Here is a 20758-nt window from a genome sequence, read left to right as displayed (position 1 = left end):
CGCCTCAGCAGTGCCGGCCGCCGAGGCGTCCGAGGACGAGGGCCTCGGCCTCGGCGCAGAGCGCGTCGAACTCCGCGTCGAGGTCGGCCTCGGCGGCGGCCGTCCCCGGCATCCGGCCGACGATCTCGGCCAGCGCCGCCTTCGCCCGGGCGCGGAACTCGGGGTCGCGGTCGAGGTCGGCGAGCAGGGCCGCGGGGTCGATGGTGGCGCCGGTCGGCTCCGCCGCGGCGCGCGGGCGGCGGGTCTCGATCTTCAGGCGCTCCAGCCAGATGTCCTCGTGCAGCCGGTGCGCGGCCGCCTGGATCTCGGCCGTCAGGGACTCGCGATCGGCCGCGAGGGCGTCGTGGGCCCGGGTCGTCCCGGCGAGGTGGACGCGGACCAGGAGCAGCCGGCGCGCCGCGATCCCGGCCAGGGGCCTCAGCGCCGCCTCGACGGCCTCGACGGCGCCGCGCGCGTCGGCCACCGCCGCGAGGTCGACCGTGATCTGCTCGAATCGCGCCCGGTCGAGGGGCAGGCGGCTGACGCCGGTCACCCGACCGTCGGAGACGTCGACTACGACGGCGCCCTTCTCGCCGCACTCGCGCACGCTCCGGCCCTGGAGATTGCCGGGGAACACGATCCAGGGATCCCGGGACAGCTCCGCGTACTCGTGGATGTGGCCCAGCGCCCAGTACTCGTAGCCCCGGGCCGCGAGGTCGGCGACCGAGCAGGGGGCGTAGGTCTCGTGGGCAGCGTGGCCGGTGCAGGAGGTGTGCAGGACCCCGAGATTGAACCAGCCCGGCACGGCGGCCGGGTAGGTGAGCGAGAGGTTCTCCTCCACCGCCCGGCCCTGGAAGCTGCGGCCGTGGACCGCGACGCGGAGCGCGTCGAGGCGCAGGGTGCCGGCGCGGGCGGTCGGGAAGACGTGGACGGAGGCCGGCAGCGTGATCGAGCGCGTGATGACGCTCTCGGCGTCGTGGTTGCCGCGCACGAGGATCGTCCGGATACCGGCGCGGTCGAGGCGGGCGACCTGCCGGGCGAAGAACAGACCGATCGTGGTGTCGGCCCAGTCGCCGTCGTAGACGTCACCCGCGACAACCACGAAGGCGACCGACCGCTCGATCGCCTGGGTCACCAGATCCTCGAAGGCCTGCCGGCTCGCCGCGGCGAGGCGCCGGGCCAGTTCCGCGTCGCGCGCGGCGAGGCCCGACAGCGGGCTGCCGAGGTGCAGGTCGGCGGCATGGATGAAGCTGAACGCCGTCATGGCCTCCGGACGGGATCGGTGGGATGGCGGCGCGCGGCGGTTCTCGGAGCGGCCGGCGTCGCCATGCCGGCTCTTAGGCCGCCGACCGGGTCCGCCTCAAGCGTCGCCCGGCGATGGGCTGTGGGGCGCCCAGGTCGGACCGCGCCGGCGCCGACCGCGGCGCGCCCGGGCCCGGCGCGAAAGCGGTCGAACGTCCCGGCTCCGGGCGCGTTAGAGCGTGGCGGTGGCGGGAGCGCCGCGCGTTGAGGTACGAGACCGGCCCGATGAATCCTGCTGCACGCCCGGCCCGCTCCACCCCCGCACCGTCGCCCGTCACGCCGATCCGCCCCGCCGAGCGGCCGCACCAGCCCTTCAAGATCGTGAGCTGGAACCTGCTGCGGCGCACCGGCGCGGCGGTGGACGACGTCGCCGCCCTCGTCGCGCAGGAGAAGCCCGACCTGCTGCTGATGCAGGAGGCGACCCGCGCCATCGGCTTCCTGCTGGACCGGATCGGCGGCCACTACGCCTGGGCGCCCCTGCCGGGCCGGATCCACGGGCTCGCCATGTGGAGCCCGAAGCCCTGGGCGGCGCCGCCCCGGGTCATCGCGCTCCCCTCCGGCGCCCTCGTGCACCGGGTCTGCCAGATCCTCGATCTCGGCGAGTTCGGCGTGGCCAACGTCCACCTGTCGCACGGACAGATGCTGAACCGGCGCCAGCTGCGGCGCATCGTCAGCGAGCTGCCGCCGCGAGCGGCCGTGCTCGGCGACTACAATATCGTCGGACCGGCGCTGATCCCGGGCTTCCGCGACGTCGGACCGCGGCAATCGACCCACGCGATGGTCGAGGTGCTGCCGCTGCGGCTCGACCGCTGCCTCGCCCGCGGGCTCGTCTGCCACGCGCACGCGGTGCTGCCGCGGGGACGCTCCGATCACCGGCCGATCGTCGTCCATCTCGGCCCGGCGCCGGAGGCGCACGCCCCCGCCCGGTTCAAAGGTATGGCAGCAGCAGTCGCACGCCTGCGTCGCGCAGACGGATCGGCAGGCCGCGCGCGGCGAGATCCTCCCGGCTGAGCCGCGCCTCCATTTTGCCGCGCATGAACCGGTCGAGGTCGGCGGCGAGGTCGGCGTCGATGATCTCGACGTTCAGCTCGAAATTGAGCCGGAAGCTGCGCATGTCCCAGTTGGCGCTGCCGACGAAGCACCAGATGTCGTCGACCACCATCGCCTTGGAATGGTCGAAAGGCGGCTCGTCGAGCCAGACGTTCACGCCGGCCCGCAGCAGCGGGTCGAGATGCGCCCGGGTCGCCCAGTCGATGTAGGGATGGTCGCTGACCCGCGGGATGATCACGTCGACGGTGATGCCCCGGGTCGCGGCCTGGGCCAGGGCGCCGGTCACCAGCTCGTCGGGCAGGAAGTAGGGCGTCACGAAGCGCACCGACCGGCGCGCGCAGGCGAGCGCCTGGAGGATGACCTGCTCGATCTTCTCGACGTCCGCGTCCGGGCCGGAGGTCACCGCCCGGGCGACGCTCGGTCCGCAGGGCTCGAGGTCGACGAACCACGGGGGGCCGTCGAGGATCTCGCCGTCCACGAAGGCCCAGTCGGCCGCGAACGCGGCGGCGAGCTGCTCGACCACGGGACCGGTCAGGCGGAAATGCGTGTCCCGGATCGGGTGCTCGGGCTTCAGGGCGACGCGGTTCGGGTGCGAGATGTTGAGGCCGCCCGTGAAGGCGATCCGACCGTCGACGATCAGCAGCTTCTTGTGCGAGCGCAGATTAAGGAACGGCATCCGCCAGGGGAGGGCGGAGTGCATGAACAGGGCCGCCGGCACCCCGGCGGCCGTCAGGCGGTGGTAGACCGGCGCGCGGAAATAGCCACCGCCGATCCCGTCGATGATGACGCGGACTTGCACGCCCCGGGCCTTCGCCTCCACGAGGGCGTCGCAGAATTCGCGGCCGGTGGCGTCGTCCCGGAAGATGTAGCTCGACAGGCCGATGCTGGACCGCGCCTCGCGGATCGCCGCCAGCATCTGCGGATAGCCGGCGTCGCCGTTGCGGAACATCTGCACGGTGTTGCCCGCGAAGGCCGGCAGGCTCGTGATCCGCCGGATCGCCCGGTCGAGGGGCCAGAGCGCCTCCGGCACCACGGCGTCGTCGGTGTCGGGCAGCTGCGTCGCGTCGGACGGCTTGGTCCGCAGCCGCCGCGCGCGGCGCGAGACCCGGTTGATGCCGAAGGTCAGGTACAGGGCGGTGCCGAAGATCGGCGACAGCCACGCGAGCCCGATCCAGCCCACCGCCACGCTGACCCGGCGCTTGCGCAGCAGGGCGTGCAGGGTGACGCCGATCGCCAGCGCGAAGCCGATCAGGGCCTCGACATCCGACCGCATCAGGGCGGTCGACTGGACCCAGCGGGTGATCGCGTTTTCCAAGGTGAGGCTATCCGGGTTCGCGTCGGGAGGCGCCGGATCGACCTGAAGCGCATGCGGCGGGCGGATTAATCCGCCGGCTTGGCCGGATGCGCAATGGGCGCGGCGGCCGCGGCGGCCGCGGGCCGCTCGCAGCGATAGGGTCCGCTGCCGTCGAGGGCCCCGTACAGGACCCGGCCGCCGGAGGCGATGCAGCGCGCCTTGGCCTCGGCATAGGGCCGGTGGAAGCTCCAGATGGTGATCATCGGCCCGATCGTCGCGAGGCAGACGCCGCCGAAGATCACGGCGGCCGCCCAGGTCGCGCCGTTGCGGTTCGGCCGCGGGGGCCGCGGCGGCGGCATCGTGCCGTAGAAGGACAGCGTCAGACCGAGCAGGTCGAGGGTGCTCATCAGCCGTTCCGCGTGGCGGCGCCGAGCCCGGCAGGGTCGGACAGGCCCCTCATCCTAGGGCAGGGCGGCGCCATCACCTATGCGCGCCGCGCCGGAGGGCCTGCGTCGTATCGCGCCAGTGCGCGGACCGGGACGCCGGCTCACGGCTCCCAGCGGGGCGGCCGCTTGCCCAGGAAGGCGTCGATCCCCTCCTGCGCGTCGGCCATCATCATGTTCCGGGTCATGACCTCGGCGGTGTAGCCGTAGGCGTCCTCCAGGCCCATCTCGATCTGCCGGCCGAACGCCTCCTTGCCGATCGCCAGGACGCGCCGGGCCTTCCCGGCGATCCGGGCCGCCAGGGCGCCCACCGCCGCGTCGAGCTCCGCCTCCGGCACGACGCGGTTGACCAGCCCGATCCGCTGGGCCTCCGCGGCGTCGATCGGCTCACCGACCAGCAGCATCTCCAGGGCGGCCTTGCGCGATACGGCGCGCGACAGGGCGACCATCGGGGTCGAGCAGAACAGGCCGATCTGCACCCCCGGCGTGGCGAAGCGGGCGGTCTCGGCGCACACGGCGAGATCGCAGGTGGCGACGAGCTGGCAGCCGGCGGCGGTGGCGATCCCGTGCACCCGGGCGATCACCGGCTGCGGCAGGCGCGTGAGGCTCAGCATCAGCCGCGCGCAGGTGCGGAACACCGCCTCGGTCGCCTCGCGGGACGGATCGGCGCGCATCTCCTTGAGGTCGTGCCCGGCGCAGAAGGCGGGGCCGGCCCCCTGCAGGATCACCACCCGCACGGACGGATCCGCGCGGATCGCATCGAGCTGCTCCTGGAGCGCGCCCATCAGGGCCATCGACAGGGCGTTGCGGGCCTGCGGCCGGTTCAGCGTCAGCGTCGCGACCCCGTCGGCGTGGATGCGCAACAGCACCGGCGTCTCCGGGCTGGCGGCGTGGGCCGTGGCAAGGGCTGCGGTCATGGCGACGTCTCCCGGCGCCGGCCTCCCTGGCACGGGGCCGGTCGCGTCGTCGGACGGTAGCACGCAGGGTTCAGGTCCGCGACGGTGCCGCGGCGCGCGATCCGCGATGCGGCGGTTGTCAGGCGTGCTCGGCGAGGGCGAGGTCGAGGCTCGCGTAGTCGGCGCCCGGACCGTTCCACCACACCGCCGGATAGGCGGTGAGCCGGCCCATCACGCCGGCATAGGCGTCGGCGAGCGCGGTATCGACCACGACCAGCTCGGCGCCCGACTGCGCGAGGCTTTCCGCCAGCGCTTGGTCGCGGCCGGCGCAGTCGAGGCAGACGACGCGCAGCCCGAGACGGGTGAGGCCGAGGCGCATGGCCTCGACCTGCCCGAGATCCTGCACCAGGAGCGCCACGGCCTGCCCGGCCCGCAGGCCCTCGCCCCAGGCCCAGCGCGAGACGCGGTGCGGACAGACCGCCGCGACCGGCACCGCCGGCGCGCCGCGCCGCTCCGCGCTGGCGGCTCCTTGCGCACCCGGCCGGGCGCGCCGGTCGGCGTCGCGAGCCGGGAGTGGGATGGAGGCCGCCGGGTGATGGACGCCGTACATGCGATGCGGACCGCCTGAATCTGGACACACTGCAGGTCCTGGCGTGACGCGAGCAGGTTAACACTCTCTCTCACCCGGGCGTTCCGTCGAAAAACGACCGTCTTTTCGTCGACGCGCGGGCCGGCGACTGGACCTATGGCGAACGGGCCGTGAACCGGGACGGGTGAATTGCCGACATCTCGGGTCGCATCTTCGGTCGCATTGGCGCGCGCGCGGGTCCGGCCTATGTCCCGCCCGCCAGAGGCGGCCCGCGAGAGGCCGCCCCCGATCGAGGAACCGCCGCGCATGCGCCCCACAACGACCCGGATCACACTCCTCGCCGCCGTCACGCTCGCGGCCCTGCCGGCGCAGGCGCAGATCCGGAACGCCCCGTCGCCGCGGGCCCTGGAATTCGCCGCCTACATCTTCGCGGCCTCGAACGTCTGCGGCTACCGGATCGGCAGCGACCAGTTCGAGGCCCTGCTGGCGAAGCAGAACGTGCAGATCGGCGACGTCCAGCCGCGCGGACCGTTCGGCAACCGGGTGCAGACCATGTTCACGCTGATGTCGAACCAGATGGCGCAGAACCGCGACCAGGCCTGCCTCGCGGTGGCCGGCGAGTACGGGCCCGAGGGCACGGTGGCCAAGAACGTGCTCCTGCCCGCCGGCCAGGACCCCGCCGCGCCGGCGAAGCCCGCCGAGACCGCCAAGCCGCAATAGCGCATTCGCGGGATCGCCGCCGGCCTCAGCCGAGGCGCCAGTCGATCGGCGGGCGCCCGTGCGCGGCGAGCCACCGGTTGGCCCGGCCGAACGGGTCGGAGCCGGGGAAATCCCGCGCCCGGTTGAGCGGCGAGGGGTGTCCGCTCTCGAACACGCCGTGGCGGGTCGCGTCGATGAGCGCGGCCCTGGCCCGCGCCTGGGCGCCCCAGAGCAGGAACACGGCGGGCTCCGCGCGGGCCGAGACGGCGCTCACGGCCTGATCGGTCAGCGCGGCCCAGCCGTAGCGCAGGTGCGCCCCGGCCTTGCCGGACTCGACGGTGAGCGCGCTGTTGAGCAGGAGCACGCCCTGCCGCGCCCAGGGCGTCAGGTCGCCGCCGGCGGCGCGGTCGGATCCCGCCTCCGCCAGGATCACCTTCAGCGAGGCGGGCAGGCGACCGGAGCCCACGAACGAGAAGGCGAGGCCGTTTGCGTCGCCCGGGGTCGGGTAGGGGTCCTGCCCGAGGATCACGGCCCGCACGTCCTGCAGCGGGGTCTCGGCCAGGGCGCGGAAGATCCGGTCCGGTGCCGGCAGGACGCGAGCGCCCGCGGCGATTCGGGCATCGACCCGCGCCGCAACCGCGTCGGCCTCCCCGCCGGCGAAGAACGGCAGGCTCAGCCAGGGCGAACCGGAGACGCGGAAGGCCGTGAGGGCGTCGGCGACGGGTGTGGCGGCCATGGTCTCTCGCGATCGGTTTCCACGCCGAGATAGGAGGCGGACGCGCACCGTCATCGGCGCGGCGGTTGCGGCCGGGAGCCGCCCGTGTTTAGGGACGGGGGTCGAGCGCGCGGCCTGTCTCGGTGCGGCATGTCGCGTCCGCCCTTCGCCGGGCGGCTTCGCACCCTACATGGAAGCGCACCCGACGGGGTTTAAGCGCCGGCCAAGCCGAGGCGTACCAGGGCGTACGCGCCGGCCGCCGGATATCGGAAGCCAGAGGAAGGATCTCGGCGCGCGGCGCCGGAACGCTGCCATGAACGAACGCGTCGAACCCGCCGCGCTGGCGAATGGCCGGCCCCTCGCACCGCTGCAGCCCGCGGCGAACACCCTTCCGGCCGACCACCCGAAGGTGGCCTGGGGCCGCGTCGGCGTGCTCCTGATGAATCTCGGGACACCCGAGGGCACGTCCTACTGGCCGATGCGCCGGTATCTCAAGGAGTTCCTGTCGGACCGCCGGGTGATCGAGGTGCCGCGGCTGATCTGGTGGCCGCTCCTCAACCTGATCATCCTGACGAAGCGCCCCGGGCCGAAGGGCCGCGACTACGCCAGCGTCTGGAACAACGCGCTCAACGAGGGGCCGCTGAAGACGATCACGCGCGGCCAGAGCGAGCGCCTCCAGGCGGCCATGGGCGAGTCGGTGGTCGTCGACTGGGCGATGCGCTACGGCAAGCCCGAGGTCGCCGGCCGGATCCAGGCGCTGCTCGACCAGGGCTGCGACCGGATCCTGCTGGTGCCGCTCTACCCGCAATACGCCGCCGCGACCTCGGCCACGGCCTGCGATCAGGCCTTCCGGGCGCTGATGGACATGCGCTGGCAGCCCACGGTGCGGGTCTCGCCGCCCTATCACGACGACCCGGTCTACATCGCCGCCATGGCCGATTCGATCCGCGAGGGCCTAGCCAAGCTCGACTTCGAGCCGGAGGTGATCCTCACCTCGTTCCACGGCGTGCCGCGGAGCTACCTGCTCAAGGGCGACCCGTACCATTGTCAGTGCCACAAGACCGGGCGCCTGATCCGCGAGGCGCTCGGCCTGTCTCCGGAGAAGATGCGGGTCACCTTCCAGTCGCGCTTCGGCAACGAGGAGTGGCTGAAGCCCTACACCGACGAGACGGTGATGGAACTCGCGAAGTCGGGCGTGAAGCGGATGGCGATCGTCGCCCCGGGCTTCACGGCGGACTGCCTGGAAACCCTCGAGGAGCTCGACGGCGAGAACCGGCACTATTTCGAGGAGAACGGCGGCGAGCGCTTCGCCTACATCCCCTGCCTGAACGACAGCGACCTCGGCATGCGGGTGATCGAGCACGTCGTGCGCCGCGAGCTTCAGGGCTGGATCTGAGATCCCGGCCGGGATGCCGCTTGCGGCGCGGCCCGGCCCGCCTATTATTTTCCTAAGCCGAACGGGCCCATCGGTTCGGCGCGGGAGGATCACATGGCGTTCTTCATCGGCATCGCGTGTCCGTGGCTGCTGATCGCGGTGCTCGACAGGATCGCCGAGGGGCGCCGCGGCGCCGAACTCTCGGCCCTCGGCATCACGCCCCAGCCGGCCCCGGCGCGATCCAGCTACCTCGTCCCGGATCGGCCGTACTGACGACACGGCGCGGCCCCGCAGGGCCGCGCCGGTCAGCCCCGGACCGTCACTTCTTCGGCTCGGGCGCGGCCTGAGCCGCCGGCGGCGCGTCGGCGCGGTCGATCTTGGCCTCCGAGCGGAGCTTCAGGATCATGTCCTGCTGCGCCTTGCGGATCAGGTGCTGGTCGATCTGCTCCTTGAGCTCGTCGAAGGTCGGCTGCGGCTTGGTCCGCTTCTCCTCGACCTTGATCACGTGCCAGCCGAACTGGGTCTTGATCGGGTCGGAGACCTGGCCGGGCTTCATCGCGAAGGCGGCGTTGGCGAAGTCGGGCACCATCCGCTCCTTGGTGAACCAGCCGAGATCGCCGCCCTCGGCCTTCGAGCCCGGGTCCTTGGACGCCTCGGCGGCGACCTTGGCGAAGTCCTCGCCGCCCTTGATGCGCGCGGCGATCTTCTTCGCCTCGGCCTCGTTGTCGACCAGGATGTGGCGGGCGTGCACCTCCTCCTCGGGCTTCATCAGCTTGACGGTCTGGTCGTAGATCGCGTGCTCCGCCTCGGGCGTGACCGCGCGCTTGGCCTCCTGCTCCAGGTAGTCGTCGAGCAGGAGCTTGTCGCGGAAGTAGGCGAGCTTGCGCTTGAATTCCGGCGAGTCGCCGATCTTGGCGGCCTCGGCGGCCTGCGCGCCGACGCGGAGGTCGACCATGTAGTCGACGAGCAGGCTCTTCTTCTGGGCCTCGTCGACGCCGGGCAGCGACAGGGCCGGGTCATCGGCCGCGATGGCGAGGTCGCCCTGCGTGATCGGCTTGCCGTTCACGCTCGCCACGACCGCGTCGGCGCTCGGCGCCGCGGCCGGCGCGGCGGGCAAGGCGGCGGCCGGCGTGTTGGCGGCCGGCGTCGGGGCCTTCTGGGGTGCCTGGGCCAGCGCCAGTCCCGGCATCGCGATCATGACGGCGAGCGCGCTGACGCGCCGGAGAAGGGCGGTGTTCGGCATACGGGCGAAGTCCTCGGCTCACGTCTCGGCGTCGCGCCGGATCGGCCGGGCGTCGCGCCGCGGCACAGGTGGCCCGCGTCGGGCGAGAAGGCAAGCGCGGCCATTTCACCGGTGCCGGAACCGTGACCGTACCGGCATGCGTTGAGGGCTGCCCCTTCCAGGTGCGCCGGGCGATGTTTACCTCTATAAGCCCGGCCAACTCCGTCCAGGCCGGCCCGCCACGCTCACCCGTGGGCGGGCTCGCGCGTCCGCAGGTCTATGATGCTCGGCTCCATCGCCAAGAAGATTTTCGGCTCCTCGAACGACCGCCGCGTCAAGGGCTACCGCCCGCGCGTCGCGCAGATCAACGCGCTGGAACCGGAGATCCAGGCCCTCTCGGACGAGGCCCTGCGCGCCCGCACCGACATGCTGAAGGCCGAACTCGCCAACGGCAAGAGTCTCGACGACATCCTCGTGCCGGCCTTCGCCACGGTGCGCGAGGCGGCCAAGCGCGTCTTCGGCCAGCGCCACTTCGACGTGCAGCTCATCGGCGGCATGGTGCTCCACGAGGGCGGCATCGCCGAGATGAAGACCGGCGAGGGCAAGACCCTGGTGGCGACGCTGCCGGTCTACCTCAATGCCCTGGAGGGCAAGGGCGTCCACGTCGTCACCGTGAACGACTACCTCGCCTCGCGCGACGCCGATTGGATGGGTCAGGTCTACCGGTTCCTGGGCCTCTCCGTCGGCACGATCGTGCACGGGCTCGACGATGCGCAGCGCAAGGAGGCCTACGCCTGCGACATCACCTACGGCACCAACAACGAGTACGGCTTCGACTACCTGCGCGACAACATGAAGTACGAGCTGTCCCAGCTGGCACAGCGCGGGCACAACTTCGCGATCGTCGACGAGGTCGATTCGATCCTGATCGACGAGGCGCGCACGCCGCTGATCATCTCAGGGCCGGTGGATGACCGGTCGGAACTCTACGTGGCGGTCGACGCGCTGATGCCGCGCCTGCGCAAGGAGTTCTACGACCTCGACGAGAAGCAGCGCACGGTCTCGCTGACCGAGGAGGGCAACGAGTTCATCGAGGAGGCGATGCGCGAGGCGGGCCTCCTGAAAGAGGGCGACCTCTACGACGCCCACAACGTCACGCTGGTCCACCACGTGAACCAGGCCCTGCGCGCCCACACGCTGTTCACCCGCGACAAGGACTACATCGTCAAGAACGACGAAGTGGTGATCATCGACGAGTTCACCGGCCGCATGATGCAGGGCCGGCGCTACTCGGAAGGCCTGCACCAGGCGCTGGAGGCCAAGGAGCGGGTCACGATCCAGCCCGAGAACCAGACGCTCGCCTCGATCACCTTCCAGAACTACTTCCGCCTCTACAAGAAGCTCGCCGGCATGACCGGAACCGCCTCGACCGAGGCCGACGAGTTCGCCGAGATCTACAAGCTCGACGTGGTCGACATCCCGACCAACAAGGAGGTCGAGCGCGTCGACGAGGACGACGAGGTCTACCGGACCGTCGGCGAGAAGTACGAGGGCATCATCGCCGAGATCGACAAGGCGCATGCGCGCCACCAGCCGATCCTGGTCGGCACCGGCTCGATCGAGAAGTCGGAGCACCTCGCCGAGATGCTCAAGAAGGCCGGCTACAGCCTGCTCGACTACTCCGACCCGAACGCGCTGACCGACGTCTACGCCGCCGCCCGCGAGGGCCGGGTGACCAAGCGCTTCGCCGTGCTCAACGCCCGCTTCCACGAGCAGGAGGCCTACATCGTGGCCGAGGCGGGCGTGCCGGGCGCGATCACCATCGCCACCAACATGGCCGGCCGCGGCACCGACATCAAACTCGGCGGCAACCTCGAGATGCGGATCGAGAAGGAGCTGGGCCACCTCGCCGACGGTCCGGAGCGCGACGCCGCCATCGCGGCGATCAAGGCGGAGATCGCCGAGAACCGCACCAAGGTGCTGGCCTCGGGCGAGCCGGCCGATCCGGAGGCGGGCCGCAAGAAGGCGCTGCCCGGCGGCCTCTACATCATCGGCACCGAGCGTCACGAATCGCGGCGCATCGACAACCAGCTCCGCGGCCGCTCCGGACGCCAGGGCGATCCCGGCCGCTCGAAGTTCTACCTGTCGCTTCAGGACGACCTGATGCGCATCTTCGGCTCCGACCGCATGGACGGGATGCTGCAGAAGCTCGGCCTGGAGCAGGGCGAGGCGATCATCCACCCCTGGATCAACAAGGCCATCGAGAAGGCGCAGCAGAAGGTCGAGGCGCGCAACTTCGACATGCGCAAGAACGTGCTCAAGTACGACAACGTCATGAACGACCAGCGCAAGGTCGTGTTCGAGCAGCGCCGCGACTTCATGGGCCAGGACAGCGTCCGCGAGACCGTGGACGAGATGCGCGAGGGCGTGATCGACGACCTCGTCGCCCGCCACATCCCGGAGAACGCCTACGCCGAGCAGTGGGACGTAGCCGGCCTGCGCGAGCAGGTGAAGGAGATCCTCAACCTCGACGTGCCGGTCGAGGACTGGGCCAAGGAGGAGGGCATCGCCGACGAGGAGATGCGCGAGCGCCTGCTCAAGGCGGCCGAGACCGCCTACGCCGAGCGGACCGAGAAGAACGGCGCCGAGGTCACGGCCTATATCGAGAAGCAGGTCCTCCTGCAGACGCTCGACCATCTCTGGCGCGAGCACCTCGTGACGCTGGACCACCTCCGGCAGGTGATCGGCTGGCGCGGCTTCGCCCAGCGGGACCCGCTGAACGAGTACAAGTCCGAGGCCTTCGACCTGTTCAACGGTCTCGTGACCGCCCTGCGCGAGCAGGTGACCGCGCAGCTCTCGCGGGTCGAGATCATGATGCAGGAGCCGCAGGAGGAGTACCCGCCCGGCGGTCCGGCGCTGCCGCCGATGTTCGCCCAGCATCTCGACCCGGTCACCGGCGAGAACGAGATGGACTACGCCGGTCTCGGCTCGGGCAGCGACGGCGGCGGGGGGCCGGCCTACGGCTTCGCCGCCCAGGGCCTCACGGCGGACGGCGCCGTGCTGGAGCGCGACCCGACCGACGCCGCCACCTGGGGCCGCGTCGGCCGCAACGAGCCGTGCCCGTGCGGCTCGGGCAAGAAGTACAAGCACTGCCACGGCAGCCTCCAGGCCTGAGGCGGGGATGCCCGCGCGGGCGCTGTTCATCGCCGGGGCCGGGACCGAGATCGGCAAGACCTACGTCACCGCCGCCCTGACCCGCCGCCTGCGGGCTCAGGGCCGGACGGTGCGGACGGTGAAGCCGCTCGCGAGCGGTGTCCCGCCGCTGAGCGATCCCGGCTTCGTCGAGAGCGACACCGCCCGGCTGCTGGACGCGCAGGGGCTCGCCCTGGACGAGGAGGCCGTGGAGGCCTGCTCGCCCTGGCGGTTCTCGGCACCGCTCTCGCCGGATCAGGCCGCCGTGCTGGAGGGGCGCACCCTGGACCTCGCCGACCTCGTCGGCTGGTGCCGGGCTGAGATCGCCCGCACCCAGGACACGCTGCTGATCGAGGGTGTCGGCGGGCTCATGAGCCCGGTCACGGAGGCCGCCACTGGCCTGGACTGGCTCCGCGCGCTCGGCGTCCCGGCGCTCCTCGTCTCGGGGAGCTATCTCGGGGCGATCAGCCACGCGCTCACGGCCTGCGAGACCCTGCGGCTCCACGATGTGTCGCTGCGCGCGGTGGTGGTCAGCGAGAGCCCGGGCGCGCCGGCGCCCGCCGCGACCGTGGCCGCGGCCATCGCCCGTCATGCCGGCGCGCCCGTATTCTGTCTGCGCCGTGGCGACGCCTGCCCGGAGGGGCTGACCGGCTCGATCTGAGCGCCGCGACAGCGTCGCTGGACGGCGCGGCCGCTGCCCCTAGCTTTACCGCTGCGGCGTCGCGCCCGGCGCACGAATGGTCGAGGCCGGGTGGCGCCGTGGGGGAATCCTGCGGTGAGCCAGACCCTTGCCCCGACGGCGAGTCCCCGATCCGAGACCGGCCCGGTCGACGCGGGAGCGGCGCGCGACAGGCTCCGGCCGGCCCTCGTCTTCGGCGCGCTGGGTGTCGTGTACGGCGATATCGGCACGAGCCCGCTCTACGCGTTCAAGGAGGCCGTGAAGGCCGCGACCGCCGGCGGCGCCTCGGTTGCTGCGGCGGCCACCGGCGCGGTGTCGCTGATCCTGTGGTCACTGATCCTGATCGTGTCGCTGAAATACGCGGTGCTGATCCTGCGCGCCGACAACCGGGGTGAGGGCGGCATCGTCGCCATGCTGGCGCTGCTCGGCGCCCGTCAGGCCCGGCCTGGCACGTGGAAGGCGCTGCTCCTGGTGGTCGGGCTGGTGGGCGCGGCGCTGCTCTACGGTGACGGCGCGATCACGCCGGCGATCTCGGTGCTCTCGGCGATCGAGGGCCTGAAGGTCGACGCGCCGTCACTCGGGCCGTACGTCGTGCCGATCACGCTGGTGATCCTGGTCGGTCTGTTCCTGGTCCAGCACAAGGGCGTCGCCGCCATCGGCCGGGTGTTCGGACCGGTCATGCTCGTCTGGTTCGTTGTCCTCGGGCTCCTCGGGATCGCCGGGATCGTCGCCAAGCCCGAGATTCTGGCGGCGGCCAACCCGTTCCGGGCCGTCGATTTCATGCTCCATGCCGGCTGGCACGTCAGCTTCGCGATGCTCGGCGCGGCCTTCCTGGCGGTGACCGGCGGCGAGGCGATGTACGCCGATCTCGGCCATTTCGGCGCCCTGCCGATCCGCATCGCGTGGTTCGCGCTGGTCCTGCCGGCGCTGGTGCTCAACTATTTCGGCCAGGGCGCCCTGCTGATCGCCGCGCCCGACGCCCTGGAGAACCCGTTCTTCCGCCTCAGCCCCGACTGGGGCCATCTGCCCCTGGTGGCGCTCGCCACGATGGCGACCATCATCGCCTCGCAGGCGATCATCTCGGGCGTGTTCTCCCTGACCCAGCAATCGGTCCAGCTCGGCTTCCTGCCGGCCATGCGCATCGTCCAGACGGCGCACGAGGAGCGCGGCCAGATCTACGTGCCGGCGGTGAACTGGCTGCTCGCCGTGGCGACCCTGACGGCCGTGGTGGTCTTCGGCTCCTCCGACGCCCTGGCCGGCGCCTACGGCATCGCGGTCTCGATGCTGATGGGCATCACCACGCTGCTCGCCGCGCTGATCGCGCTCCGCTGGGGCTACAACCCGATCCTGGTCTTCGCGGTCAACGGATTCTTCCTCGCCATCGACCTCGTGTTCTTCGCCGCCAACAGCGTGAAGATCCTCGAGGGCGGCTGGTTTCCCCTGGTGCTCGCCGGGCTCGTCGCCGCGATGATGCTGACCTGGAAGAAGGGAAACGAGCTGGTCGAGGAGGCGAGGGCCGCCCTGCGCCTGCCGGAGGACGTCTTCCTCGGCGGTCTCCAGCACCGTGACCTGCTGCGGCTACCGGGCACGGCCGCGTTCCTCTCGGCGGCCGAGCACGGCATCCCGCTGCATCTCTCGCGCTTCGTCGAGCGCAACCACGCCCTGATGGAGCGCATCCTGATCATCACGGCGCTCTACGAGGAGACGCCCACCGTCCCGCGGGACCGGCGCGCCCACGTGACGATCCTGGCGCCGGATTTCTACCGGGTGATCCTCCGCTACGGCTTCATGGAGGAGGCCTCGATCCCCGAGGGGCTGGCCTGCGCGGTGGAATCGCGCCACCTGCCGCCGCACGTCCTCGACGACATGACCGTCTTCGTCGGGCACGAGACGATCATCCCGCGACGGGACAAGCGGGGCATGGCGCCCTGGCGGGAGAACCTGTTCGCCTTCATGCAGCGCAACGCCGAGCGCACCGGCGCCTTCTTCGGGGTGCCGACCCGGCAAGTCGTCGAGGTCGGCACCGAGATCGAGATCTAGGCCCCGGCCCGAGACATTCCCGCCGCCCGGCAAGTCACCGCGGCGGCGCGGTCCAGAACAGGCGGAGTCGTGCGCAGAGATCGGAGCACCCGCCCGGCCGCGATGTGCCTCGATCTGATCCCGGCGATTGACGCCGCGCCCCTCCTGGACGCTGCGCCGGTCCGGACCTGTTTCCAGCGCCGGCTCGCCGATGCACGGAAACTTGAGGCCGTTCCGCCGCTCCTCAGGGAACCGTAGCCTTCCGCCGTCGTTCCGCCCCGACGCAGGCGTCGCGCCCCCGGGGTGCGCGCCGGAATGGAGAGACAGCATGAACAGGGATCACCTCGAGGGCGGCGTTCGCCATCTGCGCGGCCGGATCAAGACGGCGGCGGGCGCGGTGCGCGGCCGGGCCGTCGACCAGCTCGACGGCGCCTACGATCAGGCCGCCGGCGCTGCCCAGTACGCCTACGGCGAGGCCCGGGATACGGTCCGCGACCTGCGCGACGGCGGCGAGCACCTCGTCGAGGAGGGGCGCGCTCGGTTCCGCGACGCCAGCGAGCGCGGGCACGCCCTGGCAGACGAAGCGCTCGAGCGCGGCCAGCACTACCGCGACCGCGCCGTGCGCCACGGGCGCACCCTCGCGGCGCGCGCGGACGAGAACCGCGGCACGACCCTCGCCCTGGTGGCCGCCGTCGCGTTCGGCCTCGGGTGGCTGGCGAGGCCGACCCGCTGAGCGGCGGGCGGGACCTGATCCGGAGCGGGGCGGGCGTTCGCACGGCCGCCCCGCCGATCAGAACGCATAAAGACATCTTTATGTCTTGATTGCTTCGTAGGCCGCGCGGTGGTAGGGGGTTGCCCCGACCCGCAACGCGAACACGGAGCCATCGACTCATGGCCAAGGATTACATCGTCAAGGATATCGGGCTGGCCGATTACGGCCGGAAGGAGATCTCGATCGCCGAGACGGAGATGCCGGGCCTGATGGCGGTCCGCGAGGAGTACGGCGCCGCGCAGCCCCTGAAGGGCGCGAAGATCGCCGGCTCGCTCCACATGACGATCCAGACCGCTGTGCTGATCGAGACCCTGAAGGCGCTCGGCGCCGACATCCGCTGGGTCTCGTGCAACATCTACTCGACCCAGGACCACGCCGCCGCCGCCATCGCGGCCGCCGGCATCCCGGTCTTCGCCGTGAAGGGCGAGACCCTGGAGGAGTACTGGGACTACACCTCGCGCCTGTTCGACTGGCACGACGGCGGCATGCCGAACATGATCCTCGACGACGGCGGCGACGCGACCATGTTCGTCCATCTCGGCCTGCGCGCCGAGAACGGCGACACCGCGTTCCTCGACAAGCCGGAGAGCGAGGAGGAGGAGGTCTTCTTCGCGCTCCTCAAGCGCAAGCTCGCCGAGAAGCCGAAGGGCTGGTTCGCCGGCCTCGCCGACAGCATCAAGGGCGTCTCCGAGGAGACCACCACGGGCGTCCACCGCCTCTACGTGCTGGCCAAGGAGGGCAAGCTGCTCTTCCCGGCGATCAACGTGAACGACTCGGTCACCAAGTCGAAGTTCGACAACCTGTACGGCTGCAAGGAGTCGCTGGTCGACGGCATCCGCCGCGGCACCGACGTGATGATGGCCGGCAAGGTCGCGATGGTCGCGGGCTTCGGCGACGTGGGCAAGGGTTCGGCCGCGTCCCTGCGCAACGCCGGCTGCCGCGTGCTCGTGTCGGAGATCGACCCGATCTGCGCACTCCAGGCCGCGATGGAGGGCTACGAGGTCGTGACCATGGAGGATGCGGCCCCGCGCGCCGACATCTTCGTCACCGCCACGGGCAACAAGGACATCATCACCATCGACCACATGCGGGCGATGAAGGACCGGGCGATCGTCTGCAACATCGGCCACTTCGACAACGAGATTCAGGTCGCCGGCCTGAAGAACCTCAAGTGGTCGAACATCAAGCCGCAGGTGGACGAGATCACCTTCGCGGACGGCCACCGCATCATCCTCCTGTCGGAGGGTCGCCTGGTGAACCTCGGCAACGCCACCGGTCACCCGTCCTTCGTGATGTCGGCCTCGTTCACCAACCAGACGCTGGCCCAGATTGAGCTCTGGTCCAACCCGGGCAAGTACCAGAAGCAGGTCTACACCCTGCCGAAGACCCTCGACGAGAAGGTCGCCGCCCTGCATCTGGAGAAGATCGGCGTGAAGCTCTCGAAGCTCCGCCCCGATCAGGCCGCCTATATCGGCGTCTCCGAGAGCGGCCCGTTCAAGCCCGAGCACTACCGCTACTGAGCCCGCATCGCCGGTGGCGCGGACGGCCTCGTTTCCGGGGCCGGCACCCCGTGCCGCCGCGATCCGGCGGCGCGGCCCGGTGGAGAGACTTGGAGGCCCGGCGCGCTGCGCCGGGCCTTCTCGTTTGTCAAGCGCAGACGGCCGAATCGAACTGTGTCTTCTGTGTGTCGTTAACGGCTGATTATGCCGACTTTGCCCAAAGCCACGCTTCGTTCCCCTTCCGGGGCGATTCCGCCGCACCTAGAGTGCGGGCGAATCTTAGATCGATGGGGCTGCGGCGGTTCGGGAGAATCGCCGCGGGAACGGTGCCTTCTGCGCCGCGCGGCGACGCGCGCCGGTCGGACAGCCATCGGGTACGGGGGCGGGGCAAACCATGGGTGTCGGTCGTGCGACACACGTTCGGATCGGCGTGGGCGCGCTCGCGCTGACGACGGCGAGCGCGGCCTTCGCCGAGCTGCCGGAGGCCACCGCCGCGCATCCCGCGCGGGAGATCCACAGCGTGGCCGCCCTGGCGATCTTCGGCGGCCTCGTCGCCTTCGCGGTGATCCTGTCGCTCCTCCACCTCTACGAGCGCGGCCGGTGGACCCGCCGCGAGCGCGAGCTCGCCGCGACCCTCGACGTCCTGCGCGGCGCCCATGACCGGGCCGAGATGCTCCTCAACGCCGAGCGGCAGATCATCGTCACCTGGGATCATCGCAGCGAGCCGGTGGTCGAGGGCGACATCAGCCTCGCGATCCACGGCGAGCGGCCGACCTCCGGCTACGCCCGCCGCGTCCTGGCCTTCGGCACGTGGCTCGTCGCCGCGGACGCGGCCGCCGTCGAGACCGCCGTGGAGACCCTGCGGGCGCGCGGCACCAGCTTCGCGCTGAGCCTGCGGACCCAGACCGGCCGCAACATCGAGGCCCACGGGCAGGCCGTGGCGGGGCGGGCGCTCCTGCGCCTGCGCGAGACCAGCCAGGAGCGCTGCGAGATCGCCGACCTGCGCGCGACCCTGGACGAGAGCCGCCGGGGACTCTCGGCCCTGTCGGGGCTCCTCGACGCGATCCCCCAGCCGGTCTGGCGGCGCAACCGCGACGGTGGTCTGAGCTGGATCAACGCCGCCTACGTGGCGGCGGTCGAGGCGGAGAGCCGCGAGGCCGCCCTCGATGCCGGCCTGGAGCTGTTCGACCGGCCGGCCCGCGAGACGATCGCCCGCGAGGAGGCGGCCCGGTTCGCCGGCCTGACCCGGAGCGTCCCGCGCCTCTCGGCCATCGTGGCCGGGAACCGGCGGATGCTCGACGTATTCGAGACCGGGCTGGAGACCGGCCGCGTCGGCATCGCCATCGACGTGTCGGAACTCGAGAGCGTCCGCGCCGACCTGCAGCGGCAGATGAACGCCAACGTGCGGACCCTGGACCAGCTGCCGACCGCGGTCGCGATGTTCGACGTGTCGCAGCGGCTGATCTTCCACAACGCCGCCTACCGGCAGCTCTGGGACCTCGACCAGGCCTTCCTCGACGGCCGGCCCTCCGACGGCGAGATCCTCGACCACCTGCGGGCGGAGCGGAAGCTCGAGGAGCACGCGGATTTCCGCGGCTGGAAGCAGGGCGTGCTGTCCGCCTACCGGGCCGCGGAGGCGAACCAGACCTGGTGGTACCTGCCCGACGGCCGAACCCTGCGCGTGGTCGCGGACCCGAACCCGCAGGGCGGCCTGACCTACCTGTTCGACGACGTCTCCGACCGCCTGAACGCCGAGTCCCGCTACAACGCCCTGCGCCGCCTGCAGGCCGAGACCCTGGATACGCTGGCCGAGCCGGTGGCCGTGTTCGGCGCGGACGGGCGCCTGTCCCTCGCCAACCGCGCCTTCTTCACCGTTTGGCGGCTCGACCCGGAGATGATCGAGGAGCGCCCGCACGTGGACGCGGTGATCGCCGCCTGCCGGGCGCTCGCCCCCGTCGAGGAGCCGTGGCTCGACATCCGCGACGCGGTGGTCGGCCTCGAATCGCGCACGGCCCGGACGTGCCGCCTCGAGGTGGTCGACGGCACCGTGCTCGACTGCGCCGCGCAGCCGCTCCCGGAGGGCGCGACGCTCCTGACCCTGATCGACGTCACGGCGAGTGTGAACGTCGAGCGGGCGCTCACCGAGAAGAACGATGCCCTGGAGAAAGCCGCGCAGCTGCGCGACACCTTCGTGCACCACGTCTCCTACGAGCTGCGCTCCCCGCTCACCAACATCATCGGCTTCACCCAGCTTCTCGGCGACGAGACCGTCGGCGCGCTCAACGAGCGCCAGCGCGAGTATTCCGACCACATCATGCGCTCCTCTGCGGCGCTGCTCGTCATCATCAACGACATCCTCGACCTCGCCTCGATCGACGCCGGCTCGCTGGAGCTGCAGCGGGAGGAGGTCGACGTCCAGGCCACCGTCGAGGCCGCCGTCCGCGGCATCGAGGACCGGCTCGCCGAATCGCACATCACCCTCGCCCTCGACGTGCCGGAGGATATCGGCAGCGTCCACGCCGACGGGAAGCGGGTGCGCCAGATCCTGTTCAACCTGCTCTCGAACGCCGTCGGCTTCTCGGATGCCGGCCAGCGCGTGGAGGTCCATGCCCGCCGGACCGCGCAGGAGCTTCTCCTCAGCGTGCGCGACCACGGCCGGGGCATGCCCCCCGAGATCGCCGATTCGGTGTTCAACCGCTTCGAGAGCCACACCCTCGGAACCCGCCACCGGGGCGTCGGCCTCGGCCTGTCGATCGTGCGCTCCTTCGTCGAGCTGCACGGGGGACGGGTGCAGCTGGAGACCGCGCCGGGCAGCGGCACCCGCGTCACCTGCACGTTCCCCACCGACCTCGCGGGCGAGGGCCGGCGCGCGCCGCCGCTCGAACCCGAGCCGCCCGTCCTGTCGCCGCCTCCGCCGCCGCCGCCGCCGCCGCGCAAGCCGACCCTGACGCTGCAGTCGAGCAGGCCGGAGCCGCCGACATCCGACCGGCGAACGTCACCGTAGCGCTTGATTCCGCGGCCGGTCCCGCGCAG

The 20758-nt window shown here is 71.5% G+C and carries 17 protein-coding genes; 10 read left to right on the top strand and 7 right to left on the bottom strand.

Annotated elements, in window-relative coordinates; translation table 11 throughout:
• Positions 1-4: 4 nt before the first annotated feature.
• Positions 5-1243 carry a metallophosphoesterase family protein gene (locus ACX9MN_RS02200; RefSeq protein ID WP_489723633.1) on the bottom strand — a complete coding sequence of 413 codons (1239 nt, stop codon included), beginning with the start codon at positions 1241-1243 and terminating at the stop codon, positions 5-7.
• A gap of 263 nt (positions 1244-1506) precedes the next feature.
• Between ACX9MN_RS02200 and ACX9MN_RS02195 the strand changes: the two genes are divergently transcribed.
• Complete coding sequence (locus ACX9MN_RS02195; RefSeq protein ID WP_170862974.1) at positions 1507-2292, top strand: endonuclease/exonuclease/phosphatase family protein; 786 nt, start codon at positions 1507-1509, stop codon at positions 2290-2292.
• On the opposite strand, the gene ACX9MN_RS02190 is transcribed toward ACX9MN_RS02195, so the two are convergent.
• From ACX9MN_RS02190 to ACX9MN_RS02175, 4 genes are all read right to left on the bottom strand, one after another.
• Positions 2210-3646 (bottom strand): phospholipase D-like domain-containing protein, encoded by a 1437-nt coding sequence (locus ACX9MN_RS02190; protein WP_020093380.1) that lies wholly within the window; start codon positions 3644-3646, stop codon positions 2210-2212. The genes ACX9MN_RS02195 and ACX9MN_RS02190 overlap by 83 nt on opposite strands.
• A gap of 65 nt (positions 3647-3711) precedes the next feature.
• Complete coding sequence (locus ACX9MN_RS02185) at positions 3712-4032, bottom strand: hypothetical protein (RefSeq protein ID WP_020093379.1); 321 nt, start codon at positions 4030-4032, stop codon at positions 3712-3714.
• Between the two features lie 140 nt (positions 4033-4172).
• Positions 4173-4985 (bottom strand): enoyl-CoA hydratase, encoded by an 813-nt coding sequence (locus tag ACX9MN_RS02180; RefSeq protein WP_489723632.1) that lies wholly within the window; start codon positions 4983-4985, stop codon positions 4173-4175.
• A gap of 118 nt (positions 4986-5103) precedes the next feature.
• Complete coding sequence (locus ACX9MN_RS02175; RefSeq protein ID WP_427509327.1) at positions 5104-5574, bottom strand: AMP-dependent synthetase; 471 nt, start codon at positions 5572-5574, stop codon at positions 5104-5106.
• Positions 5575-5859: 285 nt separating this feature from the next.
• Between ACX9MN_RS02175 and ACX9MN_RS02170 the strand changes: the two genes are divergently transcribed.
• Entirely contained in the window at positions 5860-6273 is a 414-nt protein-coding gene (locus ACX9MN_RS02170) for a hypothetical protein (RefSeq protein ID WP_489723631.1), read from the top strand.
• Positions 6274-6298: 25 nt separating this feature from the next.
• Here the strand turns inward: ACX9MN_RS02170 and ACX9MN_RS02165 are convergent, their stop codons facing one another.
• On the bottom strand, positions 6299-6988 hold the full coding sequence (locus ACX9MN_RS02165) for a uracil-DNA glycosylase (protein ID WP_489723630.1): 690 nt from the start codon (positions 6986-6988) through the stop codon (positions 6299-6301).
• 292 nt (positions 6989-7280) lie between these two features.
• On the opposite strand from ACX9MN_RS02165, the gene hemH reads away from it, so the two are divergent.
• Together hemH and ACX9MN_RS02155 are read left to right on the top strand one after the other, a co-directional pair.
• Positions 7281-8363, top strand: coding sequence for a ferrochelatase (hemH, locus tag ACX9MN_RS02160; RefSeq protein WP_020093374.1), 1083 nt, complete (start codon positions 7281-7283; stop codon positions 8361-8363).
• Positions 8364-8456: 93 nt separating this feature from the next.
• Positions 8457-8615: a hypothetical protein gene (locus ACX9MN_RS02155; protein WP_020093373.1), complete on the top strand. Its 159-nt coding sequence runs from the start codon at positions 8457-8459 to the stop codon at positions 8613-8615.
• Between the two features lie 46 nt (positions 8616-8661).
• Here ACX9MN_RS02155 and ACX9MN_RS02150 read toward each other — a convergent pair whose 3' ends face one another.
• Positions 8662-9585 carry a peptidylprolyl isomerase gene (locus ACX9MN_RS02150; protein WP_489723629.1) on the bottom strand — a complete coding sequence of 308 codons (924 nt, stop codon included), beginning with the start codon at positions 9583-9585 and terminating at the stop codon, positions 8662-8664.
• Positions 9586-9846: 261 nt separating this feature from the next.
• Here ACX9MN_RS02150 and secA point away from each other — a divergent pair, with 261 nt between their 5' ends.
• The 6 genes from secA (at position 9847) to ACX9MN_RS02120 (ending at position 20729) form a co-directional block, all read left to right on the top strand.
• On the top strand, positions 9847-12738 hold the full coding sequence (secA, locus tag ACX9MN_RS02145; protein WP_489725203.1) for a preprotein translocase subunit SecA: 2892 nt from the start codon (positions 9847-9849) through the stop codon (positions 12736-12738).
• A 7-nt stretch (positions 12739-12745) separates the two neighbouring features.
• Positions 12746-13417, top strand: a complete 672-nt coding sequence (gene bioD, locus ACX9MN_RS02140; protein ID WP_489723628.1) for a dethiobiotin synthase — start codon at positions 12746-12748, stop codon at positions 13415-13417.
• A gap of 114 nt (positions 13418-13531) precedes the next feature.
• Positions 13532-15475, top strand: a complete 1944-nt coding sequence (locus ACX9MN_RS02135) for a potassium transporter Kup (RefSeq protein ID WP_489723627.1) — start codon at positions 13532-13534, stop codon at positions 15473-15475.
• Between the two features lie 307 nt (positions 15476-15782).
• Positions 15783-16187, top strand: coding sequence for a hypothetical protein (locus ACX9MN_RS02130; protein ID WP_056525297.1), 405 nt, complete (start codon positions 15783-15785; stop codon positions 16185-16187).
• A 158-nt stretch (positions 16188-16345) separates the two neighbouring features.
• Positions 16346-17746 carry an adenosylhomocysteinase gene (gene ahcY / locus ACX9MN_RS02125; RefSeq protein ID WP_091679894.1) on the top strand — a complete coding sequence of 467 codons (1401 nt, stop codon included), beginning with the start codon at positions 16346-16348 and terminating at the stop codon, positions 17744-17746.
• 373 nt (positions 17747-18119) lie between these two features.
• Complete coding sequence (locus ACX9MN_RS02120; RefSeq protein ID WP_489723626.1) at positions 18120-20729, top strand: sensor histidine kinase; 2610 nt, start codon at positions 18120-18122, stop codon at positions 20727-20729.
• Positions 20730-20758: the final 29 nt, after the last annotated feature.

It is taken from the genome of Methylobacterium sp. 1A, from assembly GCF_058072805.1.
Note: the sequence above shows the minus strand (reverse complement) of the source record. Positions and strands in the feature narration are given on the sequence as shown.

What these genes read in the sequence shown, in the direction of transcription:
- ACX9MN_RS02200 (WP_489723633.1), bottom strand. Translation starts at nt 1,243, where the DNA reads ATGACGGCGTTCAGCTTCATCCATGCCGCCGACCTGCACCTCGGCAGC.
- ACX9MN_RS02195 (WP_170862974.1), top strand. Translation starts at nt 1,507, where the DNA reads ATGAATCCTGCTGCACGCCCGGCCCGCTCCACCCCCGCACCGTCGCCC.
- ACX9MN_RS02185 (WP_020093379.1), bottom strand. Translation starts at nt 4,032, where the DNA reads ATGAGCACCCTCGACCTGCTCGGTCTGACGCTGTCCTTCTACGGCACG.
- ACX9MN_RS02180 (WP_489723632.1), bottom strand. Translation starts at nt 4,985, where the DNA reads ATGACCGCAGCCCTTGCCACGGCCCACGCCGCCAGCCCGGAGACGCCG.
- ACX9MN_RS02175 (WP_427509327.1), bottom strand. Translation starts at nt 5,574, where the DNA reads ATGTACGGCGTCCATCACCCGGCGGCCTCCATCCCACTCCCGGCTCGC.
- ACX9MN_RS02170 (WP_489723631.1), top strand. Translation starts at nt 5,860, where the DNA reads ATGCGCCCCACAACGACCCGGATCACACTCCTCGCCGCCGTCACGCTC.
- ACX9MN_RS02165 (WP_489723630.1), bottom strand. Translation starts at nt 6,988, where the DNA reads ATGGCCGCCACACCCGTCGCCGACGCCCTCACGGCCTTCCGCGTCTCC.
- hemH (WP_020093374.1), top strand. Translation starts at nt 7,281, where the DNA reads ATGAACGAACGCGTCGAACCCGCCGCGCTGGCGAATGGCCGGCCCCTC.
- ACX9MN_RS02155 (WP_020093373.1), top strand. Translation starts at nt 8,457, where the DNA reads ATGGCGTTCTTCATCGGCATCGCGTGTCCGTGGCTGCTGATCGCGGTG.
- ACX9MN_RS02150 (WP_489723629.1), bottom strand. Translation starts at nt 9,585, where the DNA reads ATGCCGAACACCGCCCTTCTCCGGCGCGTCAGCGCGCTCGCCGTCATG.
- secA (WP_489725203.1), top strand. Translation starts at nt 9,847, where the DNA reads ATGCTCGGCTCCATCGCCAAGAAGATTTTCGGCTCCTCGAACGACCGC.
- bioD (WP_489723628.1), top strand. Translation starts at nt 12,746, where the DNA reads ATGCCCGCGCGGGCGCTGTTCATCGCCGGGGCCGGGACCGAGATCGGC.
- ACX9MN_RS02130 (WP_056525297.1), top strand. Translation starts at nt 15,783, where the DNA reads ATGAACAGGGATCACCTCGAGGGCGGCGTTCGCCATCTGCGCGGCCGG.
- ahcY (WP_091679894.1), top strand. Translation starts at nt 16,346, where the DNA reads ATGGCCAAGGATTACATCGTCAAGGATATCGGGCTGGCCGATTACGGC.
- ACX9MN_RS02120 (WP_489723626.1), top strand. Translation starts at nt 18,120, where the DNA reads ATGGGTGTCGGTCGTGCGACACACGTTCGGATCGGCGTGGGCGCGCTC.